The following is a 25846-nucleotide window of genomic DNA, read 5'->3' as shown; positions in this document are numbered from 1 at the left end:
AACGGCCGGCGGGAAAGGCATGATGGAAGGGAAACCGCATAAGCAATGGTTCGGACAGTTTCAGCGTTTCACAGAGGAAAGCCTGACGAACACGTTGTTTTTCCCCTCCCCCCTCGTGGGGGAGGTTGGGAGGGGGGCAGCGAGTCAAGCCTCCCAGACGACGTGTCTTCCATGGGCCCCTCGCCACACTTGAAAACTGTCCGTACCATTGATAAGACGGTTCCTGAAACCCGCCGTCATGCGTGACGGCAGGGGATTGACTGGCGGGACTCGCAGGGTGGGGGAGCCCAAAGGCGCCAAAGGTGGGACCATCCAGCGCAGCCCTGGATGGTCCGGACATGACCGGTCAGCTGGAGAAGGGAGTCCCTGCCGGTTGGGGGCCCTCCCGCAAGACGGGGCGGCGTCCCCCTGTGTTACTGCGCGGCGCCGCTGTCCAGGTCGCGCGCGGGCAGCGGCGCACGGCGGTTCAGGTCAAAGGCGTCGCCCGCCGAGAGTACATGCAGGCGCACGTCGTACAGCGACAGGGGCTCGTCGGTGCGGGCCTCGGCAATGTTGGAGTGGGTGATGCCGGCACCGTCGGCCACGTACACCGCGCCGCTGCCGATGACGCGGAAGTGGCCCCCCTGCAGCACGATGGCGGTGTCCTCGTCAATGCCGATGCCCAGCACACGCGGGTTCTGGGCCACTGCGCCGAGCAGGCGGCCCATGCGCCCGCGCTCGGCAAAGTGCTGGTCAATAATCACGCCGCGCACCAGCCCCAGCCCCGGCGCCATCTGCAGGTCGCCTATGCGGTAGGACTCGCGGCTGGGGCCCTTGACCAGCATCGTCTCGCACATCACCGAGGCCCCCGCCGAGGTGCCCGCCACCACGCCGCCCCGCTCGTAGACCTCGCGGATGCGCGCTTCCAGCGGCGTGTCGCCAATCTGGCTGGTGATGCGCAGCTGGTCGCCCCCGGAGAAAAAGACCCCCCGGGCGCCGTCGAACAGCGCCAGCTTCTCGGGGTGCGAGGCCTCGGGGCGCTCGTCTATGTACAGCTCGGTCAGCTCGCCCACGTTCAGGCCATCAAAGCCCTGCTGGTAGCTCTCGAAATACCCCTCGGGCTTGTGCGAGGCCACGGTGGCGATCACCAGCCGCCCGCCGTCCACGTGCCGGGCCACCTCTTTCAGAATCTCGCGCCCGCGCTCTTTGTCCTCGTGCCCGCCGATGATGATGAGGGTGCCGCGTCCCAGACGCGCGCCCCGCTCCTGGTGGTCTCTGTCCTGGGTGTGCTGCTCCTGGTCTTTAGCCACCGTGGTGTTCCTCCGTTTTTTGTAAGTACACGTGCGGGCGCTCCAGGCCCGCGTGCAGGTACGCGACCGGCATGTGAGGGCTGTTGTGCCACCACCCAATCTGGCCGCCGGGGGTCAGCGCAATGCCGCCCGCCGTGCCGCCCACGCGGGTGCGCATGGCCTCCAGCACCTCGCGCAGGGCATCTTCGGGGGCCTGCTGGGGCAGGCGGTGCATGAACCGGGCGGCCACCATCATGCGGGCAATGCTCTCGCCCTCGCCGGTCAGGGCCACGGCGCCCACGCCGTCTTCAGCGTAAAAGCCGCAGCCCGGCTGGGGCGAGTCGCCCACGCGCCCTACCCGCTGCCCGCTCAGGCCGCCCGTGGACACCCCAGCCACAAGGTGCCCCTGCCCGTCCAGCGCCACGCAGCCCACCGTGTCGTGCGATTCAAACGCGGCGCGCTGTTCGGGGGCGATCATCTCGTCTGGGTTACACAGCTCGGCGCCGCGTTCCGTGGCAAAGCGGTGGGCGCCGGGGCCGATCAGCAAGATCTCCGGCTCGCGCAGCAGGCGGCGCGCCACGCTGACCGGGTGGCGTACCCCGGGCAGGCCCGCGACCGCGCCCACCTCCAGCGTCTGGCCGTCCATCAGCGCCGCGTCCATCTCCACCTTGCCGTCGGCATTCAGGGCCGAGCCGTAGCCCGCGTTGAAGGTGGGGTCGTCTTCCAGCACGCGGATGGCGGCCTCCACGGCGTCCAGGGCGCTCCCGCCACCGGCGAGCACCCTGTGCCCGGCGCTCAGCGCGGCCAGCACCCCCGCGCGGCTGGCGGCCTGCTTCTCGGGTGGCACCTCGGTGGCCCCCCCGTGGACGATGATGGCCCAGCAGTCCTGTGCCCCTGTGCCCTGGCCCTCAGTCATGCGAAGCCCCCTGGCCCTGGCTGGCCGGCTGCGGCAGGGCGCCGCGCGGAATGTGCGAGCTGTCAAAGTCCAGAATCTGCTGCCACGTGTCTTCGACCTCAGTGGCCAGCAGGATCACCAGGTCCCCTGGCTGGGCCAGCCGCAGGGCGCACTCCACCGATTCCGCCTCGTTCAAGATGGTGGTCAGGCGCTCTGGCTCGGCCCCGGCGCGGCGCGCGCCCTGCTGAACCAGCGCGGCGCCCTCGCCCACCCGGCGGCCCCGGCGTAGCTCGTCCTCGCGGATGATCAGGTGGTCAAAGGTGTTGGCGGCAATTTCGCCCATGCGCACGATGTCCTCGTCGCGGCGGTCGCCGGCCACGCCCATCACGCCGATCACGCGGCCCTTCGGCGGGCGCAGGTGCGAGACCAGCTCGCTCAGGTATTCCAGGCCAGACGGGTTGTGCGCGTAGTCCAGCAGCACCCGGAAGGGGTGGCCGTCATACAGGTTCAGGCGGCCGGGGCTCTGCGCAAAGGAGGTGGAGAACGACCCCAGGGCCGAGCGGATCACGCTCAGGTCCACATTCTGCGCGGCGGCAATGGCAGCGGCGGCCAGGGCGTTTTGCACGTTCACCTGGGCGTAGCCCCCCAGCGTGGCCGGAATATCGCGCGCGCGCATGATGGGCCGGCGCTGCCCGCCTTCGTACAGCACGATCTCGTCGCCCAGCACCGTGGGTTCGCGCACCACCGCCGTACCGCCCCCTGCAATGTGCGCCTGCAGCTCCCGGGAGCAGGCGTTGCCGCCATTCATGGAAAACAGCGTGATCTGGCCGCCCGCCTTGCGCCGCATGCGCAGGGTCAGGGGATCGTCGGCGTTCAGGACACTGGTGCCGTGGTCCGTGACCACCTCCACCACCAGCGACTTGACCCAGGCGAGGTCTTCAACCGTCTCAATGCCCTTCAGGCCCAGGTGATCGGGCTGAATATTCAGCACCGCGCCCACGTCGCAGCGGTCAAAGCCCAGGCCCTCGCGCAGAATGCCGCCCCGGGCCGTTTCCAGCACCGCGACTTCCACGTTGGGGTCGCTCAGGACCACCTTGGCGCTCTTGGGGCCGGTGGTATCGCCGCTGACGATCTGCTCGCCGTCAATGTAAATGCCGTTGGAGGTGGTCAGGCCCACGACCTTGCCCGCGTGGCGCAGGATGTGGGCCACCATGCGCGAGGTGGTGCTTTTGCCGTTGGTGCCGGTGATCGAGATGATCGGCATGCGGCAGGGGGTGTCCTTCGGGAAGAGCATGCTGAGCACCGGGGCCGCCACGTTGCGCGGCGTGCCCTCTGAAGGCTGCAGGTGCATGCGGAAGCCGGGCGCGGCGTTGACCTCCACGATGCCGCCACCCGTGGCGTGCACCGACTTCGAGATGTCCGGGGTGATTAGGTCAATGCCCGCCACATCCAGCCCGATCACCTGCGCGGCGCGGCGGGCGATGGTCACGTTTTCCGGATGGGCCACGTCGGTGCGGTCCACGGCGGTGCCGCCCGTGGACATGTTGGCGGTGTCGCGCAGGTACACCACCTCGCCGGCGGCGGGCACGGTGTCCGGGGTGCGGCCGCCCCGTGCCAGCAGGGTGCGCACGTGCCCGTCAACCGTGATCCGGGTCATCACATTCTCGTGGCCATCGCCGCGCCGGGGGTCTTTGTTCAGCTCCTCGACCAGTTCGGTGATGGTGCGCTGGCCGTCCCCAACCACGTGGGCCGGAATGCGCTCGGCCACGGCAATTACCTGCCCGTTCACCACCAGCACGCGGTGGTCGTTGCCGGTGTAATACTGCTCCACCACCACCTGCCGGCTGTGCTGGCGCGCTTCTTCAAAGCCCTGGCGCACCTGTTCGTCGCTGCTCAGGTTCAGCGAGACCCCCCGGCCGTGGTTGCCGTCCAGCGGCTTGGTCACCACCGGCCCGCGCAGGCGCCGGGCGGCGGCCACGGCGTCCTCGGCCGTCTGCACCACCACGCCCTGCGGCACCGGCAGGCCCGCGCGGTCCAGCAGGCGCTTGGTGAGGTCCTTGTCGCTGGCGGTGCTGGTGGCAATGTGCGGCGTCTTGCTGGTGATGCTGGCGCGCACCTGCTGCTGGTACTTGCCGTAGCCCAGCTGCACGAGGCTCTGGTCGTCCAGCCGCAGATAGGGAATGCCCCGGCGCTCGGCCTCGCTCACCAGCGACTGGGTGGTGGGCCCCAGGGCAAATTTGCGCACCAGTCGGCGCAGTTCGCCCAGTTCCGCCTGAAAGTCGAAAGGGGAATCCAGGTCCAGGCGCGCGGCTTCTTCCGGCAGGAGCCGTGCCAGCCCCTGTATGCCCTGCAGTTCTGGGGGCAGGAGGCTCTGCACCAGCCGCAGCGCCACCACGCCCGCCAGCAGGCCCACGCGCTCCTCTTTGTACGAATACAGCACGTTGTACACGCCGGGCTGACCCTTCACGGAGCGGGTCTTGCCGTAGGTGACGCGGGTGCCAGCCAGGGTTTGCAGGTCCAGCGCCACGTGTTCAGCCACATGCCCCAGCCAGGTGCCGTCCCGCAGCCGCCGGATGAAGCCCCCGGGTGCGCGGTAGCAGCAGCCGTGGGCCTGCAGCGAAGGCAGAAGGGCCACCAGACGGTCGGTGAAGCCCGGCAGCGTGTTGGAGGGGAACTGCTCCAGCGCGCCCAGGTCCAGCTGAAAGCGAATCATGGGTTCGTAGCCGTAGATGTTCGGGCCACGGTAAATCTGTTTTTCCAGCACGCGCATGGGCGCAGCGGCGGCAGGCGAGCCCACTGGCCCGCCTGCTTTAGGGTCTGGATTGGTCATGGGCGGTCTCCTTGGGCGTCGCCACGTCATCGTGGCTGCTTTGGAGGCTAGAGCCCGCCCACCCACTCTCATTTCTCATTCTTCTCTTCGGCACTTCAGCCAGCTTCAGCGCGCTCAGAGAGGGACCTAAAGGCGCCTTTAAGTTTGGCGTCAGCTTCAGGGGACACTGGGTTGCCCTCTCCCGCTCTTCTCATCTTTGGAGGCAGACCGGCTTTTCGTACCAACGACGAACCCCCGGCTGAAAACCGGGGGTGACTTCGTCTGGTGTGGTGGGCGGTATAGGATTTGAACCTACGACCCCTCGCGTGTGAAGCGAGTGCTCTACCGCTGAGCTAACCGCCCTGATGCTTGTGGTGGGCCCTGCCGGATTTGAACCGGCAACCAATCGGTTATGAGCCGACTGCTCTGACCGTTGAGCTAAGAGCCCGTGGGCACGCCGCTGGTGGCAGAGCCGCCTTCAAGGCGAGGGGAAGTGTAGCAGCGCCCTTTGCCGGTTGTCAAACGTGGGGCCCGGAGGGGCGGGCCCTCGGGTACAGTGCGGGACATGCGTGCAGTGCATGTGGCCTCGGAAGTCTTTCCGTTCTCGCGCTCGGGCGGCCTGGGGGACGTGCTGGGGGCGCTCCCGGCTGTGCAGGCCCGGCACGGTGCCGAGGTGACCGTGGTGTCGCCCTGGTACGCGGACATTCGCCAGGACGTACGGGAAGTGTGGCGCGGCGAGCTCTCGGCGCCGGGGTACCCCGCGCTGGGCGAGGTGCGCCTGGGGGAAACCGAGGCCCACGGCGTGCGCCACCTGTTTGTGGGCCTGCCGGTCTTTGACCGCCCCGGGCTGTACCACCCCGACGACGTGTGGCGTTTCTGCCAGTTTGGCCGCGCCGTGGGCCCCGCCCTGGAGGTGCTGGGGGCAGTGCCCGAGGTGCTGCACGGCCACGACTGGCAGGCCGGGCTGGCGGTGGCCTGGGCGCGGCTGCGCGGCATACCGGGCGTGTTCAGCATTCACAACCTGCAGTACCAGGGCCGCTGGAACCTGCACGAGGCGGCGGGCTGGACCGGGCTGCCGCCTCAGGCCTTTACCGCTGAAACCCTGGAGTTCTACGGCGACGTGAGCCTGATGAAAGCCGGGCTGGTGTTCGCCTCGCAGGTCACCACCGTCAGCCCCACCTACGCCCGCGAGATCCTGACCCCCGACTACGGCGAGGGCCTGCAGGGCCTGCTGCGTCGCCTGGCCGGGGAAGGGCGCCTGAGCGGCATCCTCAACGGCCTGGACCAGGAGCGCTGGGACCCGCGCACCGACCCCGACATTCGCCCCTACCGCGACCTGCGCGGCAAGGTGGCGGCGGGCCGGGCCCTGCGCGCCGAGTTCGGCCTGGGCGGTGCCCCGGTGCTGGGCGTGGTCAGCCGCCTTGCGGAGCAAAAGGGCATGGACCTGCTGCTGGCGGCGCTGCCCGAACTGGTGCAGGACTGGAACGTGGTGGTGCTGGGCGGCGGTGATCCCCGCCTGGAAGCGGGGCTGCAGGAGTGGGCCGGGCACCCGCGCGTGGCCTACGCGGCCGGCATGAACGAGCCGCTGGCCCACCGCATCTACGCGGGCGCCGACGCCTTTGCCATGCCCAGCCGCTTCGAGCCCTGCGGCCTGTCGCAGATGATCGCCATGCGCTACGGCACCCTGCCGGTGGTGCGCGAAACTGGCGGGCTGGTGGACACGGTGCCGCAGGGCGTGGGCTTCCGCTTTGGGCCCGCCACCCCCGAGGCCTTCCTGGCCGCCTGCCGCGAGGCGCGCGCCGCCTGCGAGGACCGCGTGGACTGGCGCGCGCGCGTCAAGCGGGCTATGGCCCTGGACTTCAGCTGGGACGGCCCGGCGGGCGCTTACCTGGGACTGTACGAGGCGGTGCGCGCCGCACCCCTGACCCCTGTGGCGGGGCTGGCGTGACCGCGCCAGAAGCCCAGGGAGACGGAGTGCAACTGGGCGACCTGCAGGTCGAAGCGGTGGCCCCGCAGGCACTGACGCCTGCCCTGGCCGCCCTGTACGACGCTGGCCCGGAGGACGTCGCCTGGATGGCCGAGACCTGCGAGGCCGCGTGGCTGGTCTCAGAGGTGCAACTGGTGACCGGGCAGGCGCGTGAGGTGGTGGTGGGCGCCGCCGGGGCCCGGCCTAGCCCCGCCCACGGTGCGGAATTGCTGGGCGGGGTCTTCGCCGGTCTGCGCCGCGCCGAGGTCACCGGGCTGCTGGCCGGCGCGGCCCGGCAGGCCCTGGGTCGGGTGTATGCCTTTGCCGACGGCCACCTCTTTGCCCCCGAGCCGCTGCTGCAGGCCGGCTGGCGTGAGGCAGGCGCCTACCGCCGCCTGGAAGGCCGCGTGCCCTACCGGGTCGCCGCACCGCCGCCCAGGGTGGCGCTGGTGTCGCTGGCCGACGCGGCCCCGCAGGTCCGCCTGCAGGCCCTGCAAAGTTTCGAGGACCGCATCGGGCACCATGCGGTGACCCCCGAAGCCGCCCAGGCCGGTGCCGGCGGCTTTGACCCCGCGCTGAGCGTGGTGGCCCTGGACGCCGAAGGGCAGGGGATCGGCGTGTGCCGGGCAGCGCTGGAGGACGTGGACGGTGCCCGCGTGGCCCGACTGGACGGCCCGGGGGTGCAGCCCCTGTGGCGCCACACGCCCCTGCGCGCCGCCCTGCTGGCCGAGGTCTGCGCGCGGTTGCGTGCCCAGGGCGCCACCCACCTGAGCATGGATTCCTGGGGCGACACCCCCGAGGAACTCGCCCACGACCTGGGCTGGGGCCTGCATGTGACCGACGAGACGCCCATTCTGGCCTCGGCGGAGGGCGCGCCAGGGGAGGGCGGCGCGGTAGCATCCGGGGCGTGAATCTGGCCGTTGTGCTCGTGTCTCCCAAAACCCCTGGCAATATCGGCGCGGCGGCGCGCGCGATGCTGAATATGGGCGCGCGCGACCTGCGGCTGGTCGCGCCGCGCTGCGACCACCTGGACTCCGGGGCGGTGGCGATGGCGGTACACGCCGCTGACCTGCTGCGGGAGGCCCGGGTGTACCCCACCCTGCGCGAGGCCCTGGCTGACCGCGACCTGAGCGTGGGCACCACCGCCCGCCTGCGCGCCGACCTGCCCCCGCCCCAGCACCCGGCCTATGTGCGCCCGCTGGTGCGCGCCGCCGCCGCGCCTGCCCTGGTGTTTGGCCCCGAAGAAACCGGCCTGATCAACAGTGACCTGGAACAGTGCCAGGTGGCGGTGCGGGTGCCCACCGGGGACTACGCCAGCCTGAACCTCGCGCAGGCGGTGCTGCTGGTGTGCTACGAGTTCCTGCAGGGCCAGGACGAACTGCCCGAGCGCACCCGCAAGACCGCCACCCGCGAAGAGATGGAAGCCATGTACGGCCACCTGCTGGGCACCATGCGCCTGATCGGCTATACCGACGCGGTGCGCGCCCGCCACACCCTGCGCCTGTGGCGGGCCATGCTGGACCGCGCCCTGATGACCAGCGCCGAAAGCCGCCTGTTCCGGGGCCTGCTGCGGCAGGTGGCCTGGAAGGTCGAGGACGCCGCGCGCCGGGGCACCGCCGAGCCGCGTCCGGCGCAGGATGCAGCTGGCGGCGAGAACGGGGACGACCAGACCCCATGAGCGCCCCCACCGGGCCCGCCGAGGACACGCCCGCCCTCCCCGTGCCGCTGGACCCGGACCGCGCCCACCTGGAAGAGCGCGGCTTCCGCCTCTCGGACCGGGTGCGGGTGGTGCGCAATGTGCTGCCGCCCCTGATCGTGCTGGTCGTGGGCGTGGTGGAATTCCTGATTTCGCGCCTGCCCGTGCCCCGGCAGGAACTATGGGCGCACCTGCTCTTTTATGGCCTCCTGGGGCCCGCCGTGACCTATTTCAGCGTGGAGTGGATCGCCCAGGGCACCCGCGCCCGCGAGCGCGCCGAGCGTGAACTGCGTGACCTGTACGGCCAGCTGCACGCCAGCCACGCCCAGCTGGGCGCGGTGCAGGCCCTGATGCGCGACCTGACCGACGCCCCCGACATGGGCGCGGTGCTGGAAGTGGCGGCCCGGGGCGCCCTGCGGGTGACGGGGGCCGTCCACGCCACCCTGACTGTTCCTGGGGGGCTCAGCGCCTCGGCCGGAAATGAAGTGGGGGGCCTGGGTGGGGCGGCGCCCACCCCCGCGGCGTACACCCTGAAAGTGCCGGTGCCCGGCGGCGGCGCCCTGGCCCTGGGCTTTGTCCAGCCGCCGGCCGAAACCACCGAGGCCCTGGCCCAGGCCCTGGCCGCCGAGGTGGCGCGCGGCGTGGAGGCGGTGCGCCAGCGCACCCTGGACCTGATGACGCTGTACTCGGTGGACCAGAGCATCCGCGCCGAGCGCAACATGCGCCGCCTGCTCTCGCGCGTGACCCGCACCATGGCCGAGCGCGCCGGCGCCGAGGCCCGCGCGGTCTTTCTCAGCGACCAGGACGGCGTGCTGCGCCTGGAATATGCCCAGGACCGCCAGGGCGAGAAACCCGGTGGCCTGCCTGCCCCGCCCTTTGCGCAGCAGGTGGCGCAGGCGGGCGCGCCCCTGACCGCTGCCGACGAGGGCGCCGCTGGGGTCTTTCCAGGCGCGCGCAGCGTGCTGGGCATTCCCATGCGCGATGAGGAAGGGCTGGTGGGCGTGATCGTGCTGGGCGACGCCCGGGACCGCGCCTTTGATGACGCCCGGGTGTCGCTGCTGGCCCTGATGGCGGGGCAGGCCACCCTGGCCGTGCGCAACGCCCGCGCCTACCTCTATTCCGAGGAACTGGCGATCAGCGACGAGCGCGCCCGCATTGCGCGCGAGATTCATGACGGCGTGGCGCAGTCGCTGGCCTTTGCTGCCCTGAAGCTGGACATAGTGGCCCGGCAACTGCACGCCGACCCCGCCAAGGCCGAGGCCGAGGTGCGCGCCGCCACCCAGCTGCTGCGCGAGCAAATTCGCGAGGTGCGACGCTCCATTTTTGCGCTGCGCCCCATTGACCTGGAACGCTACGGCCTGCTGGAAACCGTGCGGCGCTACGTGCTGGATTTCGGCGAGCAGAACAACATCCGCGCCCAGCTGAACATCAGCGGCGACGTGCAGCTTTCGCCCGGCGACGAGGCCGTGGTGTTCCGCATCCTGCAAGAAAGCCTGAACAACGTGGCCAAGCACGCCCGCGCCCAGGAGGTCAAGGTAACCCTGCACGGCGGCGAACGCGTCACCCTGCGGGTGCAGGATGACGGCGCCGGCTTTGATCCGGCCACCATCACCGGGCGGGTGAGCAGCGCGGGCGGCCTGGGCCTGCTGCAGATGCGCGAGCGGGTGGAGGCGCGCGGCGGCACCTACCGCGTGCTCTCCAGCCCCGGTCACGGCACCCTGGTGGAAGCCGAACTCCCCCAGGGCTGAGCCGAACGGCTGTGCATGTTCAGACCATGTAGGCCAGAAGTGGCTTCTTTCCGCCTCTGAGGTCCATTTTCTGGACATCCGCTGCTGTTCTTTCTCAGCCCCGCCGCTCTGCAGCGCCCTTAAGTCGGCAACATTCCAGCAATGGTGACTGAATTTTTTGGAGTTCAGAGGCGACGCGCCGCTGCGTGGGCGGCTGGCTCCCGTATGCTGGGGGGCAGATGAGCGCCGTGATTCACCTGCAAGCCCTGGGACTGACCGAGTACGAGGCCCGGGCCTACACCGCCCTGCTGGCCCTGGGCCGCGCGGTCCCGGCCCGGGTGGCCCGGCAGGCCGGCATTCCCCGGCCCAAGATCTACGAAACCCTGGAGCGCCTGGAGGGCCGGGGGCTGGCCGCCAAGGTGGGCCAGAACCCCCTGGAATACGCGCCCCTGAGTGCCCGCGAATACCTGGCCCGCGCCCGGCGCGCCTTTGACGACCGCCTGGGCGCCCTGGACCGCGACCTCTCGCGCCTGACCCCCGACCCTGCCCCCGAGGCGGTGTACCACCTGTACGGCGAGGCCGCCATTCGCAGCCTGTGCGAAGACCTGACCCTGAATGCCCGCCGCAGCCTGTACATGGCCGGCGAACCTGCCCTGGCCGAGCGCCTGGAGCGCCTGACCCCCCGGGGCGTGGCCCTGCACCGCGCGGGGCTGGCGAACCTGCCCAGCATTGCCGCGCCGGGCCAGCGCGCCTTCCTGCTGGCGCGCGACGGCGAGGCGGCCCTGATCGCCCACTTTATTGAAGAGGGTGGCAGTGGCGACGCCCACGGGGTCCACACCCACAACCCTGTCATCATTCACCTGATCGAAGGCTACGTGCAGCTCAGCGCGCAGCACGCTGCCCCCGCCAGCGCGCCGCAGAGTTGACAGCCCTGGGGGCCGCTGTTAATCTATCTGAGCCCGCCAGTACGGCGAGCAAAAAACGGGGCTGTGGCGCAGTTGGGAGCGCGTCTGAATGGCATTCAGAAGGTCAGGGGTTCGAATCCCCTCAGCTCCACCAGAAGTGGCCCCGCCAGCTTGGCGGGGTTTTTCAAGGCGATGTAGCTCAGCTGGTTAGAGCGAACGACTCATAATCGTTAGGTCCCCGGTTCAAGTCCGGGCATCGCCACCAAAGCAAGGAGCCCTGTCTCAGACGGGGTTCTTTCTTTTTGGGCATAACAGAGGTGGTCAAATCAAAGAGTTGTGATCGTGCGCGTGCAGACAGGGTCAGGGGCTGTTGAGGAGTGCCACCGACGCGCCTGCCTACCACTATTCCTCCGCTCGCCCACCCCCCGGCACGGCCTGCGCTGCCCCCCGCGCCGTACAATGCCGGCCATGTCGGACCTGTCTCTTCCTGGGCGTGGCGAAGTGCCGCGCGACCAGCTCGTGCGCTATCTGGGCGAGTACCTGAATATTGGCGGCTTCAAGGACCCCAGCCTGAATGGCCTGCAGATTGAGGGCGCGCCCACCGTGCGCCGGGTGGCGGTCAGTGTGGACACCAGCCTCAAGACGCTGCAACACGCCGCCGACAGCGGCGCGGACCTGCTGATTGCCCACCACGGCCTGTTCTGGGGCCAGCCGCTGCCGATCACCGGCCCCCACCGCGAGCGGGTGCGCACCGCCCTGATGGCCGACCTGAATGTGTACGCCGCCCACATTCCCCTGGACGCCCACCCGGAGGTCGGCAACAACGCCATGATCGCGCGGGCGCTGAGCCTGCAGCAGACGGTGCCCTTTGGCGAGTGGGCCGGAACCAGAATCGGGCTGGCGGGCGAACTGCCCTTTGAGCAGTCGCTGCAGGATTTTGCCGACCGGGTGCAGAAGCTGACCGGGGAAATCTGCCTGGTGCATGGGGGCGGGCGCTCGCCCACCGTGCGCCGCCTGGGGGTGCTCAGTGGCAGCGGCGCGGGCAGCATCGCCGAGGCAGCGGCCCTGGGCCTGGACACCCTGCTGACCGGCGAGCCCGAGCACAAGCACTTCCACGACGCCTTTGAATACGGCGTGAACGTGGTCTACGCCGGTCACTACGAAACCGAGGTGTTTGGCGTGCGGGCCCTGGCCGCCCACCTGGAAGACCAGTTCGGCCTGCCCTGGCAGTTCCTGCACCACCCCACTGGCCTGTGAGCAAGAGCGCGGACCGTGTTCAAAGCCGGCAAGGCGGCGGCTGCGAAAACATCGTCTGGGACGTCAACCCCGTTGACTCTCCACCCAACCTCTGCTCTGCAACTCTCCGCGTCCCTCACAAGGGGAGAGGAGCAGGGCGCCGTGGTCACCAGGGCACCGCCGCTGAAATGTTGAAGCTGTTCGCACCCTTGATGAGAGGGATGCTGTCCAGCCCTGCAACGCTGCCCCGCTGCCTTCCAGTTGGTTCCCCGGCGAAGGGTACTCCTCCCAAAGGGCATTTCCGCGCGTGACCGGCCTGTTCCTCACCTTTGAAGGCCCCGAGGGCGCGGGCAAAAGCACACAGCTCTCGCGGCTGACCGCCCAGCTGGCGCAGCGGGGCGTGCCTTGCACCGTCACGCGCGAGCCCGGCGGCACCCCACTGGGCACCCGCGTGCGTGAAGTGCTACTGGACCCGGCACTGAGCATTGACCCGCTGCCAGAGTTTCTGCTGTATTCGGCCAGCCGCGCGCAACTCGTGGCGAACGTGATTCGCCCGGCACTGGCGCGGGGCGAGGTGGTGGTCTGTGACCGTTACGCGGATTCCACCCTGGCCTACCAGGGGGCTGGGCGGGCCCTGCCAGACCACCTGCTGCGCCAGATCACGCAGGCGGCCACAGGGGGCCTGAGCCCTGCGCTAACCGTGCTGCTGGACCTGGACCCGGCCGTGGGGCTGGCCCGCGCCGCGCGCCGGGGCCACCCAGACCGCCTGGAGCAGGCTGATCTGGCCTTTCACGCCCGGGTGCGCGCGGGCTTTCTGGCCCTGGCCGGGGCCGAGCCGGCGCGCTTTCTGGTGCTGGACGCCACGCAGCCGGAAGACGCATTGGCCGAAGCCATCTGGGCGGCCGTGGCGCCCCTGGTTGGCGCCGTTGAGGGCGGTTGGTCAACGGAGTCTCTGCCGCTTTGAAGGCCCAGGCGGGGTCAAGTGCAAGCAGCTGTCCAAGCTGATCACCGCTGTTCAAAGTAAAGGGTGCGGCGACTCCACTGGGTCGCCGCACCCACTTTTCCCCTTACCGGCGCGGCGCGGCGCGACCGCCCACGCTGCTGCCCTCGGGTTTCAGGCCCGGCAGCTTGACTTCAAACAGGGTGGGCCAGCGTTTGCCGGTCAGCAGCAGGGTGCCGCGTTCGGGCACAAAGGCGATGCCGTTGGGCACGTCGTCGAAGGTGAGGGGCTGGCCGGCGCGGGCCGCCGCGCTGCTGGCCTCGCGGGTCAGGTCCGCCACGTTGATCCAGGCGGTCACCTTGCCCGTCTGCGGGTCAATGCGGGCAATACGGTCCGTCAGCCACACGTTGGCGTAAACCGCGCCCTGCACCCACTCCAGTTCATTCAGGTGGCGCACAGGCTGGCCCTGGTCCGTCACCTGCACCGTGCGGCGCGCGGCGAAGGTGCGGGGATCGCGCCACGTCAGGGTGGCGCTGCCGTTGCTCATGATCAGGCTGCGGCCGTCGGTGGTCAGGCCCCAGCCCTCGCCGGGGTAGCGGTAACGCCCGGTTTCCTTCAGCGTCTGGGCGTCAAAGGAGAACGCGAGGCCGTTTTGCCAGGTCAGGTGGTAGGCCGCGCCGCCCAGCACCGCCACCCCCTCGCCAAAAGCGCTGGCCAGCGGGGTGGGCACCTGGGCCAGCACCCGGCCCGTTTTCAGGTCTGCGCGCCGCACGCCGGATTGCCCCACCTGCCCAGTGCTTTCCATGTACACGCCGCCGCCCAGGTACTGCAGGCCCTCGGTAAAGGCCGCCCGGTCATGCGGATAGCGGGCGGTGACCGTGGGGGTCAGGGTGGGCACGGTCTGGGCGTGGGCGGCCGGCAGGGCGGGCAGACACAGCAGCAGGGGCAGCAGAAGGCGGAAAGGGCGCACAGCCTCATGGTAGACGGGCCGGGGGCGCCCCGTATGGTCAGACCTCTATCCCCCCTTTATGGGGGCCACGGTCAGGGGGCCGCGACCTCGCCCGTCAGCAACTGGGTGGCCGCCGCCTGCACCCGTTCATCGGGGTCGCGGCGCAGCGCCTCCACGTGGGCCCACTCGCCCCACTGGGCCAGGGCCCAGGCGGCGGCGTCGCGCACCTCCCAGGCGGGATCCGTGCGGCCGGCCAGCAGCAGCGGCCAGCCGGCCGGGGCGCGGGTGTTGCCCAGCACCGTCAGGGCGTTGCGGGCCAGGCCCTTGCGCCGGGGCCGCAGAAAGGCGGTGCCCGCGTACTGGCGCTCGAACTGGCGCTCGCCCACACCAAAAAAGGTGCCCAGGTCCGGCCACGCCAGTTCGGGCCGGGGGGTCAGGTGCCGGGCCAGGGGCCCCGCCTTGGCGCTCCAGGGGCAGACCTCGCTGCACACGTCGCAGCCAAACAGCCACTCGCCCACGCCAGGGCGCAGGGCCAGCGGCACCGGGCCCCGGTGCTCAATGGTCAGGTACGACACGCAGCGCCGCGCGTCGATGGCGCGGTCCGGGCCTATGGCGGCGGTGGGGCAGGCGGCCACGCAGCGGGTGCAGCGCCCGCAGCGGTCCGGGTGGCCCACAGGAGAGGTCTCCAGCGGCAGATCGGTCAGCAGCACCGCCAGCGTCACGAAGGCGCCCAGCGTGGTGCTCACCAGCATGCCGGATTTGCCGCGCCAGCCCAGAAACCCGGACGCCGCAAACAGGCGCTCCATGACGGGCCCGTGGTCCACGTAGCCCCGGGCGCGCACGCCCAGCTGCGCCGCCGCCTCTTCCAGCCGGCTCAGGAGGGGTTGCAGCTGGTCGTGGTAATCGGGGGTCCAGGCGTAGCGCGCCACCCGCCCCGCCCGGATGCCCCCTGCCGGCACGGGCGGCGGCGCAAAAGCGTGCGACACGCCCAGCACCAGCACACTCTGCACCCCCGGTAGGCGCTGGCCGGGGTCGGCGCGCACCGGCAGTTGCCGTTCCAGATAGGTCATGCCCGCGTGGCGGCCGGCCTCCAGCCACGCGGCGTATTCCGCCACGGCCGGGGCCGGAACAGCCGCTGGCGCCCAGCCCACCGCGTCGGCCCCCAGCGCGTGGGCGAGGTCGGCCAGGGTCTCGGCGGCACTCACGCGGCGCAGTATGCCGCGCGGCGCCTGGAGCAAACGAGAGGTGTGGCACGGAGGGAGGGGGCTGGGGGCGTGCGGGAGCAGGCTCTTCAGGGTGAAGATCTTGGGGACGCGCCCAATCGAGCCAGTCCCGCACAGGGCGGGCCCCCAGGTGGGGAGGCAGACGGTGACCTGCGCTCCTCACCTGGGGACCCTGAAACCTCCCTTTACCGCCGTTCCAGTCGCCAGTTCTGTGCTGCGGCGCCGTTGGGGGTCCAGGTGCGGACCTCGGTGCCGGCGTTCACGCTGCCGTTCACGTTGTCCAGGGCCAGGCGCGTCTGCGGGCCCACGAGGCGGTGGAAGCCGCCGCCCATATCCTCCAGGATCCACTGCTGGGCGCCCAGGCCGTTGCAGGGCCACAGGCGCACGTCGGTGCCCGGGGTGGTGTCCCCGTTGGCCACATCCAGGCAGTGGTCCTGCGCGCCCAGCAGGCTGCGCAGGCGGTAGGCGCCGTCACCCGCTGCTTCCAGACGGAAATTCTGGGCGGCCTGCCCGTTGCAGCCCCACTGCTGCAGCTGCGCCGCCGGGCTGGCGACCCCGTTTTGCACGTCCAGGCACAGGCCGCTGGTCTGGTTGACCAGCCGGTACACCGCGCCGCTGCTCAGCTGGTAGCCGGCGGTGGCCTCGCTGGACCGGGGCCAGTTGCCGTTCCATTCCAGCGCCTTGATGTCCAGCTTGGGGCTGCCCCCGGCAGTGGTGTCGTAGTAGTGGTGGGCAAAGTAGACGGTGCCGCCCTCCTGGTACACGTCGCCGCCACCCTGGCCCAGCTTGTTTGCGCGGTGGTTCAGCAGGACGGTGCCGCCGCCCTGGTCCAGGCGCACGCCTTGCTGGTCCACGTAGGGCCCGGTGATACTGGTCGCGCGGCCCATCACGGTCTTGTAGGTGCTGGCCAGCCCCTTGCAGCAGCTGTCCCACGAGGCCAGCAGGTAATAGAAGTTGCCCCGCTTGAAGATTGTGGGCGCCTCGACCGGGTTGTTCGGGACCCCAGGCCGCGAGGCGATGGTGGTGACCGGGCCAGTCAGGGTGGTCATGCTGCTCAGGCGCTGCACTTTCAGGCCGCTGAAAAACGAGCCCCAGGCCAGCCACCAGCCGCTGTCCGGGTCCCAGTGCACGCTGGGGTCAATGGCGTTGTACGAGGTGCCGCTGCCCGAACGCAGCATGGGCCCGTGGTCGGTCCAGGTGGTCGTGGCACACGGGTTGGTGCTGCTGGCCACCCCAATGGCCGAGTTGCGGGTGCCAAACTGCGACACCGCGTAATACAGGTAGTAGCGGCGTTCCTGGCCGTTGTAGACCACTTCCGGCGCCCAGATGTTCTTCGCGCCGTACTCGCGCGCGGCCCAGGCTGGGGCGGGAATGGCCCCCAGCGTGCGCCACGGGCCCCCCAGGCCACCGTCCGACCGGTGGACCAGGATGCCGCCCGGGGCCCCCGAACTTTCCACGCCGGTGGACATGACGCAGTAGGTGTTGCCGGCCTTGAACAGCACCGGATCGTGTGCGCCCAGCTCGCCGGCCTGCGGCACGACTGCCTGGGCGGCCAGGGAAGAGGCGGCGGGCGCCGCCGCAGAGTCGGGGACCCGCTGCGGGGCACAGGCGGCCAGCAGCACAGAGCTGGCCAGAAGAAGAGCCGTGTGAATTCGCATCAAAAACCTCCCGCCGCCCTGGCCCTTTGGGTGGGGCGCAGCGCCGCTGGTCATGGTGGGTGGGAAACCGCGCCAGTGTAGCAGGGGAGGGGGCGGAGGCATTCTGACGGGCCAAACAACAAACGAAGGCGGGCCCACAGGGACCCGCCTTCCCTTGAACCCTAGCTCGCTACAGCGTCGCCTTGGCCATGCTCCAGGCGCGCTCGAACACTTCGCCGCGCTCGGGGCGGGCCATCACACGGGCCAGCCCCTGGGCCAGCGTCATTTGCGGCACGGTCACTTCTGAGACCCGCTGCACATCGTCCCAGCGCGCTTCGACCCGCACGATATCGCCGCTCTGCGCCTGAAGGGCGATGTGCAGGCCGTCCTCGCCGCGCAGCTCCACGCCGCACAGGTCGCCGTTTTCACGGCCACAGCGGGCGCTGCGGAAGTCCACCGTGCGCAGGTCGCGCCAGCCCAACGTGTCGGCCACAAAGCCAGCGAACAGCCGCGCGGGCAGGTCCTTTTTGCCGGCGTGGCGCACGGTCATGGCGGTCACGCGCGGGAGCTGCCGCGCCGCTTCCGGCACATCGAACACCTGCGCCAGCGCCTCACGCCAGGACGCCGAGCGACTCCAGCCCAGGTCGGCCAGCGCGTAGTGGCGCGAGGGCGGCACGTCCAGCGTCAGGCTGTCCACGATCACCTGATCGGCAATTTCGGTGAGTTCGCTCAGCAGCGGGCCTTCGGGGCGGCTGTCGGCGCCCCACCACACATGATTCACAGTGGCGGTGCGAATCAGGGGCAAAATGGCGCCCTGCAGCTGCGCGGGGCTGGCTTCCAGCGTCAGGCGCTCCACGTACAGGCCGCCCTGCTGCGGCACCAGACTGGCGTGCACCAGCAGGTCGCCCACCCCGTCCATCACGCCAATGATCTGGCGCCCGGCGTAGCGGCCCTCCAGGCCCGAGAGCGCCTCCTGCACCCGCGCGAGGTGCTTTTTCACCGTCAGGGCAATCATGTTGCCGGTGTAGGCGCGCGTTTCCACGCCCGCGCGCACCCACAGTTCGTCCAGCGTGGTCTGGGCGCCGCGCACGGTGGTGTCCACCGGCCCCAGCTGGCCGGGGGTCTGGCTGATCCGGGTCACAGGTCGCCTCACCCCCTCACAGCCGCCGCCAGCGGCGGTCGGGGCCCATCAGCTCGTCGGCCTCGTCGGGGCCCCAGGTGCCGGCCACGTAGTTGGGAAAGTCCGGGCCCTTGCGGGGGCGGCGGCCGGGCTGCGCGTCCCAGGTGTCCAGAATGCCGGACACAATCTGCCACGCCAGGTCCACCTCGTCCTCGCGGGGAAACAGCGTGGCGTCGCCCAGCATGGCGTCCAGCAGCAGGCGCGAATAGGGGCTTTCGAGCTGCGCGCCAAAGGCGTCGTAGCGGAAATCCATCACCACCTCGCGCAGCACCATCTCCTGCCCCGGGGTCTTGCTGGAAAACTTCAGGCTCACGCCCTCGTCGGGCTGAATGCGGAAGGCCAGCACGTTGCGCTCCAGGCCGCCGGGGAAGATACCCAGCGGCGGGCGCTTGAACACCACGGCAATTTCCGTGACCTTTTTGGGCAGCCGCTTGCCGGTGCGCAGGAAAAACGGCACACCCTGCCAGCGCCAGTTGTCCACTTCCAGTTTCAGGGCCACGTAGGTGGGCGTGGTGCTGCCCGCCTTCACGTTGGGCTCCTCGCGGTAGCCGGGCACCTCCTCGCCGTACAGGGTGCCGGGGCCGTACTGCCCGCGCACCGCCACCTCGTCCACGCGCCCCGAAGGAATCTCCTTGACGGCGCGCAGCACCTTCACCTTCTCGTCGCGGATGGCGTTGGCATCAAAGGCGGCGGGCGGCTCCATGGCGGTCAGGGCAAACAGCTGCATCAGGTGGTTTTGCAGCATGTCGCGCACCACGCCCGCTTCTTCGTAGTAGCCCGCGCGGCCTTCTAAGCCCAGGTCCTCGGCGGCCGTGATCTGCACATGGTCCACAAAGCCCCGGTTCCACAGCGGCTCGAAAATGGCGTTGCCGAAGCGGATCGCCATGAGGTTCTGCACCGTCTCCTTGCCCAGGTAGTGGTCAATGCGGTACACTTGCGACTCGTCCCAGACGCGGTGAATGGCGTCGTTCAGCTCGCGCGCACTTTTCAGGTCGCGCCCGAAAGGCTTCTCGATCACCAGCCGCCGCCAGCCCTCGGATTCGTCGGACAGGCCCAGGCGCCCCAGGCCGTTGCTGATGGGCTCAAAGAGGCTGGGGGGGGTGGAGAGGTAGAACAGGGCGTTCTTGCGCCCGCCGTGGTCGTTCTCGGCCCGGCGCAGCTCCTTGTCAATCAGCTGGTAGACCTCGTCGCCGCCGAAGTCCCCAAACTCGTAGTACAGCAGCTCGCGGAATTTCTCCAGGCTGCCGGGCTGCGGCGTGTCGGTTTCCTTGCTCTCCTTCAGCGCGGCCAGCACAAAGTCCTTGAACTGCTCGTCGTTCATCTCCTGGCGCCCAATCCCGACGATGTTAAAGGCGCTGCCCAGCAGGCCGTCCTGCCACAGGCCGAACACGGCGGGCAGCAGTTTGCGCCGCGCGAGGTCGCCGGTGGCCCCGAAAATCACCAGGGTCGCGGGCTCTGGCGCGCGGCTGCGGCGCATCAGGGCGCGGAAGGGGTTGGTGCCGTCGGCGCCGGGGGCCTGGGCACCCCGGGCGCGGCGCGGCGCGGCCGACGGCGCAGCCTGGGCGGCTTGCCCGGCAGCCTTTTTCGTTGCCTTTTTCGGGGCCGCGCCTCCAGCGGTTGTGCCGGCCTTGCGCGGGCTCACTCGTCACCCTTCACGCGCTGCTGGCCGGTTTCGCCCAGCTGTTCGGCGGCGCTGCCCTCGCCCGCGCTGCTGGTCTGCCCAATATTCTCGGGGGCCGCCGCCTTGGGGTGGTCGCCGGGGGCCACCTCGGGCACCAGCCCTTCCTGGCGGGGCGCCTCGATGGTCTTGACCGCGTGCCCGCCGAACGCCCGGCGCATGGCCGAGAGCATCTGTCCGGCGTAGCTGACCTCCTGCTGGCTGCGAAAGCGCATCTGGGTGGCCAGGGTGATCACCGGGGTGGGCACGCCCAGTTCCACCGAATCGATGATGGTCCAGCGCCCCTCGCCGCTGTCGGCCACGTAGTCCGAAAGCTGGTCGAAATCGGCCTTGTTCTTCAGGGCCTCGGCGGTCAGGTCCAGCAGCCAGCTGCGCACCACGCTGCCGTGGCGCCACAGTTCGGCAATCTGGGCCATGTCCAGGCCAAAGGTCTGGTGGGCCTTCATCAGCTCAAAGCCTTCGGCGTAGGCCTGCATCATGCCGTACTCAATGCCGTTGTGGACCATTTTCACGTAGTGGCCGCTGCCCGCCGGGCCCATGCGGCCCCAGCCCCGGTCAGCGGCGGGGGCCAGCACCTCAAAGACGGGGCGCAGGCGCTCCACGGCTTCCTCGGGGCCGCCGATCATCATGGCGTAGCCTTCTTTCAGGCCCCACACCCCGCCCGAGGTGCCCACGTCCACAAAGTGCAGGCCCCGGGCGGCCAGTTCCTCGGCGCGCTTCATGGTGTCTTTGTAGTTGCTGTTGCCGCCGTCAATGATGATGTCGCCCGGCGAGAGGCGCCCGGCCAGATCGTCAATCACCGCCTGCGTGATGGGCCCGGCCGGCACCATGATCCACACGGCCCGCTGCCCGGGCTCGCCCAGCGCCGCGATCAGGTCGTCCATCGTGCGGGCGCCGCGTGCGCCCTGGGCCTCAATCTGCGCCACGCTCTCGGCACTGCGGTCGTACCCCGTCACGTCAATGCCGCCGCCCGTCAGGCGCAGCACCATGTTGCCGCCCATTTTGCCCAGCCCAATCATGCCGATCTTCATAACGAGACCTCCCCGGGCCTCAGAAGCGCTTCCAGTGCTTCCGGGCCGCAGTTGCCTTTTGCACTATACGTGTCGGCCCCGGGCCGCCTGAAAAAAATCTGTACGCCGCTGCCCAGTGCGGCCAGGGTGTGCCCAGCCCGGGCGGCAGTCCCTCTGGCCAGGACAGCCGGATTTCTGCCGCGTGGACGGGGGGCCAGCGCCACGCGGCAGGATGGACGAATGCCTTCCAGGGCGGTGCTACGCTGGCTCCATGACCGCCCCCGCCCTCTCTGGCCCCGGGACCGCGCTGCTTGACCAGGCCACGCGCGGCGAGCGCCTGTCCCCCAGCGAGATCGAAGCGCTGTATCACCTGCCCCTGCCCGAGGTCGCCGCCGCCGCCCACCACCTGCGCCTGGCGCGGCGCGACCCCGGCGTGGTGACGTTCCTGATTGACCGAAACATCAATTACACGAACATCTGCAATGTGGGCTGCAACTTCTGCGCCTTTTACCGCACCCGCCGCCAGAAGGACAGTTACACCCTGGATTACGAACAGATCAGCGCCAAGATCCGCGAACTGGAGGCGGTGGGCGGCACCCGCATTCTGCTGCAGGGCGGCGTGAACCCCGAGCTGGGGCTGGACTACTACACGGGGCTGCTGCGCCACGTCAAAGCGCACCACCCCACCATCCGCATTGACGCCTTCTCGCCCGAAGAAGTGCTGTTCATGGAAAAGACCTTTGGGCTGGACCTGGACGCGCTGCTCGATACCCTGATTGAAGCGGGCCTGGACGGCCTGCCCGGGGCCGGCGGCGAGATCCTGGAAGACGAGGTGCGCGCCAAGGCGGCCCCCGCCCGCATTCGCAGTGAGGACTGGTTCCGCATCATTGACGCGGCGCAGCGCAAGGGGCTGTACACGATTGCCACCATGGTGATCGGCTTCGGGGAAACGTACGCCCAGCGCGCCGCCCACCTCGTCAAAATCCGCGACCAGCAAGACAAGGCCTTGCGCGACTACGGTGGCAACGGCTTTTCGGGCTTTGCCATGTGGACCCTGCAGACCGAGCACACCCGCCTGCATGGCAAGGCACCCGGCGCCACCGCCCACGAGTACCTGCAGCAACTGGCGATTGCCCGCATCGCCCTGGACAACATTCCCAACGTGCAGGCGTCGTGGCCCGCACAGGGCTTCAAGGTGGCGCAGGCGGCGCTGTACTACGGCGCCAACGACCTGGGCAGCACCATGCTGGAAGAGAACGTGGTGTCGGCCGCCGGGGGGCATGGCCGCCACCGCGCGACCGTGCGCGAACTGATCCGCATTGCGGTGGACGCGGGCTTTACCCCCGCCATTCGCAACAGCCGCTTTCAGATCATCGACTGGCCCGATGCGGAGGCGGTGCTCAGCCGCGCCGACGAGAATCCCGAGGCGGCGCGGGCGGTGGGCGCCGGGCAGTAGAAGAGGGGGGAGGCTGGTTCGGCCGGGCACCTGAAACGCCTTGTGGGATCGAGCTGCGGGGGCTTAAGCCGTGCTCGTCGCGGGTACAGTGTGTGGTCGATGCAGAGGGCTGGAGAAAGGCAGAGAGGCGTCAGAGTGACGCCTCTCTGCCCAGCTGTTTTCCTGGAGCCGTCCGAAAAACGCTGGCCGGTTCACCCCCGCACCCCTCTCCCCAAACGCGCCGCGCCGGTTAGAGACATGCTCTAACCGGCGCGTGTTCTCGAATTCTTCTGCTGCTCTGCGCTCAGGCGGCGCCGGAGTAGGGTTCGTCGGGGGCGTGGCCGTCGCGGGCCAACTGCTGTTCCAGATCGCTGATTGCACTGGCGTACAGCTCGGCGCTCACCTCGGGCAACATCGCCAGTTCCAGGGCGGCGTCCTGCACCGAGTGGTGCTGGCTGCTGTGCTGCCAGCCGGCCCCCTCAGCGTGCAGCAGCACGAGGCCGGCGCGGATCAGAATCCGAACGCGGCCCGTGTCCGTCCGCGTATCGCTGAAGTGACGGGTGATGCTCATGGGGTCAGCATACGTCCACTGCATGACGAATTTCATACTCCAATGTGATGACTTCTCAACTTTCGGTCAGCTTGCGTCAGTTTCTGTCCCGCTTTGGTGGCCGGAAAAGCGAACGTGGAGAAGACAGAGAGCCCATCTGGGCCACAGAAAAACGGCGCCAGCCTGAACCGGCGCCGCGTGGTGGTAGAGGAGGGGTCCGCCCACCCCCAGCAGGGCTCAGTGCCTCGCCCCTCCTCCATGCCAATACTTCAGAACAGCGCAGAAACGTTTCCATTCCCGGGGCGAGGCACTTTTTTCGCTGCTCGCTCTGCGACGCCGCTGTTCCAGCCTGCTCGGTTGATCTCAAGATCAACAGCGAGCAACCTAGTGGCGGGAAGGGCCGCCGCTGTTTTTCTGCTCGGCGCGGCGGCGCAACTCCGAGGCCAGATCGGAGAAGTCCTGGGCGCCGGGCAGCACGCGGCGCGAGTCGCGCTTGGCTTCCTGCACCACCTTCACCTGATCGCGCCGCGAATCCGGCAGGCCCAGGGCGCGGCGCTCGAAGTAGTTCTGCGCCAGCCGGCCCAGCGCGAAGGTCCAGCCGTACACCGCCGGGGCTGTGATCAGGCCGCCAATCACCGGCAACGCCAGCTTGGCCAGCCCGCGCATCACCTGCCGCGCCGCCATGCCGTAGGCGATGGTCACGCCAATTTCGCGCGCAATTTCCAGTGAGCGCTCCGGCGTGATGTCGAAGCCATAAATCTTGCCGATGTGCAGCACCATCTTGCCCTGCACCGGGGTGATCAGGAACATGTCGGCGAAGGGAATGGGCTCCACCGCAATGGCCCCCGAAAGCAGCGCCGCACTCTTGATGACTTCCTCGGCGTTTTCCTCGCGCGACAGCGTGGGGTCCACGTCCAGGTTGAAGTTGTCGAGCACCTGTTTGACAAGCGGGGGCAACATACGCGGAGTGTACTCTGCCCCCCAGAGGGCGCCCACCTCCAAATTGTTTAGGTTCGCGGCCCTGCCCTGGCGCACCACACAGAAAAAGGACACGCCCAGGGGGGGAGGTGGCGTGTCCTTTAAGGAGGGAAGGATGAGGGTGAAACCACCGCTCGCCTGTCATGCTACATGGCCCGACTGACACGTTGCTGACAGCCCGCTCAGGTAAGGAACGGGCCTTCTGTCACGGCCGGCTCATGCAGCCCCACCGGCCTTTATGTTCAGCGCTTCCAGCGGGGGCCGTCCTTGGTGTCCTCTACCGTCACGCCCACGCGGGTCAGGGTGGCGCGCAGTTCGTCGGCCTCGGCGTACTGCTTGTTCAGGCGGTAGTTCTGGCGGGCCTTGAGCACCAGTTCCATCAGGGCGCCCACCACTTCGGTGTCGTCCTGGCCCCGGGCGGCCGTGCCGGAGTCGGCAAACAGGCCCAGGACATCGCCGCCCAGGGTGCGGTAGGCGTCGCGCGCCCGTTCCAGCGTGCTCTGTGGCACCGGCCCCGCGTTCAGCGCCGCGTTCAGGTCGGTGGTCAGGCCAAAGAGGGCCGCCACCGCCTTGGGCGTGTTGAAGTCGTCGCGCATGGCGTCCTCAAAGGCGGCGGTGTGGGCGGCGATCCTGGCGTCCAGGGCGGCGTCCTGGCCGGCAGGTGCGGTGGGCAGGCGGCGCTCGACTTCGTTCAGGGCTTCGCTCAGGCGGCGGTAGCCACTGCGCGCACTCTCAAAGGCCGCATCGCTGAACTCGGTAATCGAGCGGTAGTGGCTGCCCACCAGCAGAAAGCGCACCACCATCGGGTCGTGCTGGGCCAGCACGTCCTGAATGGTCAGGAAGTTGCCCTTGCTCTTGCTCATCTTCTCGCCGCCAATGGTCAGCATGTTGTTGTGCATCCAGTAGCGGGCAAAGGGATGCCCGGCCGCCTCGGCCTGGGCAATTTCGGCCTCGTGGTGGGGAAACTGCAGGTCCAGGCCGCCGCCGTGAATGTCGAAGCCCTCGCCCAGGTACTTCAGGCTCATGGCGCTGCATTCAATGTGCCAGCCCGGAAAGCCTAAGCCCCACGGCGAGTCCCAGCGCATGATGTGCCCGGCCTCGGCCCGCTTCCACAGGGCAAAGTCGCGGGGGTCGCGCTTTTCCTCGCGCACGGCTTCGCGCGTGCCCTCTTCCTGGTCGTCCAGCTTGCGCCCCGAAAGCTTGCCGTATTCGGGCCACGAGCGCACATCGAAATACACGCTGCCCTGCGACTCGTAGGCGTGGCCGCGCTCGATCAGTTCGGCAATGAGCTGAATCTGCTCGGTGATGTGCCCGGTGGCACGCGGGTTGATGCTGGGCTTCAGGACATTCAGGGCCTCCATGTCCTTTACGAACGACCACATGTACTTGTCGGCCACTTCCATGGGCTCCAGCTGTTCCAGGCGGGCGCGGGCCAGCATCTTGTCCTCGCCGTCGTCGGAGTCGTTTTGCAGATGCCCCACATCGGTGATGTTCGCCACGTAGCGCACCTGATACCCGAAATGCACAAACGCGCGCCGGATCACGTCGAAGGCCACCTCTTTCTTGGCGTGGCCCAGGTGGGCGTCGCTGTACACCGTGGGCCCGCACAGGTACATGCCCACGCGGCCCGGCGTGGTCGGCACAAAGGGCACCTTCTGGCGCTGCAGGGTGTCGTACAGAACGATGTGGGGGTCCGGCTGGGGGTGGGTCATGGGGGCTCCTGTGCACAGAGGCAGGGCAAGTGGGGCAATAAAAAACCGCGCC

At 69.3% G+C, this 25846-nt stretch carries 20 protein-coding genes and 4 tRNA genes; 10 read left to right on the top strand and 14 right to left on the bottom strand.

The window, feature by feature from the left end:
- Nucleotides 1–413: 413 nt before the first annotated feature.
- From K7W41_RS13550 to K7W41_RS13530, 5 genes are all read right to left on the bottom strand, one after another.
- Nucleotides 414–1289: a cyanophycinase gene (locus tag K7W41_RS13550; protein WP_224609491.1), complete on the bottom strand. Its 876-nt coding sequence runs from the start codon at nt 1287–1289 to the stop codon at nt 414–416.
- On the bottom strand, nt 1282–2184 hold the full coding sequence (locus K7W41_RS13545; protein ID WP_224609489.1) for an isoaspartyl peptidase/L-asparaginase family protein: 903 nt from the start codon (nt 2182–2184) through the stop codon (nt 1282–1284). The genes K7W41_RS13550 and K7W41_RS13545 overlap by 8 nt, the downstream gene beginning before the upstream one ends.
- Nucleotides 2177–4993 (bottom strand): cyanophycin synthetase, encoded by a 2817-nt coding sequence (cphA, locus tag K7W41_RS13540; RefSeq protein WP_396115683.1) that lies wholly within the window; start codon nt 4991–4993, stop codon nt 2177–2179. The genes K7W41_RS13545 and cphA overlap by 8 nt, the downstream gene beginning before the upstream one ends.
- A 267-nt stretch (nt 4994–5260) precedes the next feature.
- Nucleotides 5261–5335: transfer RNA gene (locus tag K7W41_RS13535), tRNA-Val, on the bottom strand.
- A gap of 9 nt (nt 5336–5344) precedes the next feature.
- Nucleotides 5345–5420, bottom strand: a tRNA-Ile gene (locus K7W41_RS13530).
- A gap of 117 nt (nt 5421–5537) precedes the next feature.
- Here K7W41_RS13530 and K7W41_RS13525 point away from each other — a divergent pair.
- From K7W41_RS13525 to tmk, 9 genes are all read left to right on the top strand, one after another.
- Complete coding sequence (locus K7W41_RS13525; protein ID WP_224609486.1) at nt 5538–6920, top strand: glycogen synthase; 1383 nt, start codon at nt 5538–5540, stop codon at nt 6918–6920.
- Nucleotides 6917–7849 carry a hypothetical protein gene (locus K7W41_RS13520; RefSeq protein WP_224609483.1) on the top strand — a complete coding sequence of 311 codons (933 nt, stop codon included), beginning with the start codon at nt 6917–6919 and terminating at the stop codon, nt 7847–7849. The genes K7W41_RS13525 and K7W41_RS13520 overlap by 4 nt, the downstream gene beginning before the upstream one ends.
- Complete coding sequence (locus K7W41_RS13515) at nt 7846–8616, top strand: RNA methyltransferase (protein WP_224609480.1); 771 nt, start codon at nt 7846–7848, stop codon at nt 8614–8616. The genes K7W41_RS13520 and K7W41_RS13515 overlap by 4 nt, the downstream gene beginning before the upstream one ends.
- Nucleotides 8613–10382, top strand: a complete 1770-nt coding sequence (locus K7W41_RS13510) for a GAF domain-containing sensor histidine kinase (protein ID WP_263489826.1) — start codon at nt 8613–8615, stop codon at nt 10380–10382. The genes K7W41_RS13515 and K7W41_RS13510 overlap by 4 nt, the downstream gene beginning before the upstream one ends.
- 218 nt (nt 10383–10600) lie before the next feature.
- Nucleotides 10601–11287 (top strand): TrmB family transcriptional regulator, encoded by a 687-nt coding sequence (locus K7W41_RS13505; RefSeq protein WP_224609477.1) that lies wholly within the window; start codon nt 10601–10603, stop codon nt 11285–11287.
- A 57-nt stretch (nt 11288–11344) separates the two neighbouring features.
- Nucleotides 11345–11420 (top strand) — tRNA-Ala (locus K7W41_RS13500).
- 34 nt (nt 11421–11454) lie between these two features.
- Nucleotides 11455–11531, top strand: a tRNA-Met gene (locus K7W41_RS13495).
- A gap of 203 nt (nt 11532–11734) precedes the next feature.
- The gene (locus K7W41_RS13490) at nt 11735–12523 is read left to right on the top strand and encodes a Nif3-like dinuclear metal center hexameric protein (RefSeq protein WP_380055228.1); all 789 of its coding nucleotides are present in this window, start codon (nt 11735–11737) and stop codon (nt 12521–12523) included.
- A gap of 286 nt (nt 12524–12809) precedes the next feature.
- Nucleotides 12810–13466: a dTMP kinase gene (tmk, locus tag K7W41_RS13485; RefSeq protein ID WP_224609470.1), complete on the top strand. Its 657-nt coding sequence runs from the start codon at nt 12810–12812 to the stop codon at nt 13464–13466.
- A gap of 103 nt (nt 13467–13569) precedes the next feature.
- On the opposite strand, the gene K7W41_RS13480 is transcribed toward tmk, so the two are convergent.
- The 6 genes from K7W41_RS13480 to gnd all read right to left on the bottom strand — a co-directional run bounded on the left by K7W41_RS13480 (nt 13570) and on the right by gnd (nt 21140).
- Nucleotides 13570–14379 (bottom strand): glutaminyl-peptide cyclotransferase, encoded by an 810-nt coding sequence (locus tag K7W41_RS13480; RefSeq protein ID WP_380058187.1) that lies wholly within the window; start codon nt 14377–14379, stop codon nt 13570–13572.
- A 104-nt stretch (nt 14380–14483) separates the two neighbouring features.
- Nucleotides 14484–15596 carry a tRNA epoxyqueuosine(34) reductase QueG gene (gene queG, locus K7W41_RS13475; RefSeq protein ID WP_224609467.1) on the bottom strand — a complete coding sequence of 371 codons (1113 nt, stop codon included), beginning with the start codon at nt 15594–15596 and terminating at the stop codon, nt 14484–14486.
- 203 nt (nt 15597–15799) lie between these two features.
- On the bottom strand, nt 15800–17272 hold the full coding sequence (locus K7W41_RS13470; protein ID WP_224609464.1) for an arabinan endo-1,5-alpha-L-arabinosidase: 1473 nt from the start codon (nt 17270–17272) through the stop codon (nt 15800–15802).
- A 169-nt stretch (nt 17273–17441) separates the two neighbouring features.
- Nucleotides 17442–18392 (bottom strand): glucose-6-phosphate dehydrogenase assembly protein OpcA, encoded by a 951-nt coding sequence (locus K7W41_RS13465; RefSeq protein WP_224609461.1) that lies wholly within the window; start codon nt 18390–18392, stop codon nt 17442–17444.
- A gap of 16 nt (nt 18393–18408) precedes the next feature.
- Nucleotides 18409–20073: a glucose-6-phosphate dehydrogenase gene (gene zwf, locus K7W41_RS13460; RefSeq protein ID WP_224609458.1), complete on the bottom strand. Its 1665-nt coding sequence runs from the start codon at nt 20071–20073 to the stop codon at nt 18409–18411.
- Nucleotides 20070–21140, bottom strand: a complete 1071-nt coding sequence (gene gnd / locus K7W41_RS13455; protein WP_224609455.1) for a phosphogluconate dehydrogenase (NAD(+)-dependent, decarboxylating) — start codon at nt 21138–21140, stop codon at nt 20070–20072. The genes zwf and gnd overlap by 4 nt, the downstream gene beginning before the upstream one ends.
- A gap of 250 nt (nt 21141–21390) precedes the next feature.
- On the opposite strand from gnd, the gene mqnC reads away from it, so the two are divergent.
- Nucleotides 21391–22575 (top strand): cyclic dehypoxanthinyl futalosine synthase, encoded by a 1185-nt coding sequence (gene mqnC / locus K7W41_RS13450; protein ID WP_224609452.1) that lies wholly within the window; start codon nt 21391–21393, stop codon nt 22573–22575.
- Between the two features lie 283 nt (nt 22576–22858).
- Here the strand turns inward: mqnC and K7W41_RS13445 are convergent, their stop codons facing one another.
- The 3 genes from K7W41_RS13445 to cysS all read right to left on the bottom strand — a co-directional run bounded on the left by K7W41_RS13445 (nt 22859) and on the right by cysS (nt 25794).
- Complete coding sequence (locus K7W41_RS13445) at nt 22859–23125, bottom strand: hypothetical protein (protein WP_224609449.1); 267 nt, start codon at nt 23123–23125, stop codon at nt 22859–22861.
- A 363-nt stretch (nt 23126–23488) separates the two neighbouring features.
- Nucleotides 23489–24064: a YcjF family protein gene (locus tag K7W41_RS13440; protein ID WP_224609445.1), complete on the bottom strand. Its 576-nt coding sequence runs from the start codon at nt 24062–24064 to the stop codon at nt 23489–23491.
- Between the two features lie 260 nt (nt 24065–24324).
- A complete protein-coding gene (cysS, locus tag K7W41_RS13435) occupies nt 24325–25794 on the bottom strand; it encodes a cysteine--tRNA ligase (protein WP_224609442.1) in 1470 nt (489 codons plus the stop codon).
- Between the last annotated feature and the right edge of the window lie 52 nt (nt 25795–25846).

The organism is Deinococcus multiflagellatus (genome assembly GCF_020166415.1).
GTDB classification, from domain to species: domain Bacteria; phylum Deinococcota; class Deinococci; order Deinococcales; family Deinococcaceae; genus Deinococcus; species Deinococcus multiflagellatus.
This window is presented reverse-complemented; position numbering and strand designations above follow the sequence as displayed.